Raw genomic sequence first — 222 nt, 5'->3', positions numbered from 1 at the left:
AAAACCGATGCTAGTTGTTTTGGGGCTAGTACTGGATCAGTAAGTGCTGGTGTGGTAACAGGTGCTGTAGGAACAGTAACTTACTCTTGGAAAAACTCCTCTAATACGGTGGTAGGAACTACCGCTTCTGTAAATAATCTTCCTGCTGGAACTTATACACTAACAGTAACAGACAACTGTTCGTCTCAATCTAATTCGGTAACGATAGGACAACCTGCCGCT

Annotated in this window: 1 protein-coding gene; it reads left to right on the top strand. The window is 43.2% G+C overall.

Annotated features, from left to right (window positions below; all coding sequences use genetic code 11):
- The coding region (locus K5R64_RS16315) for a hypothetical protein (protein ID WP_220764953.1) at positions 1 to 222 on the top strand (222 nt) is incomplete at both ends.

It is taken from the genome of Flavobacterium sp. UMI-01 (genome assembly GCF_019656315.1).
GTDB lineage: Bacteria > Bacteroidota > Bacteroidia > Flavobacteriales > Flavobacteriaceae > Flavobacterium.
The sequence above is the reverse complement of the archived record's forward strand: the minus strand, read 5'-3'. Positions and strand labels throughout refer to the sequence as shown.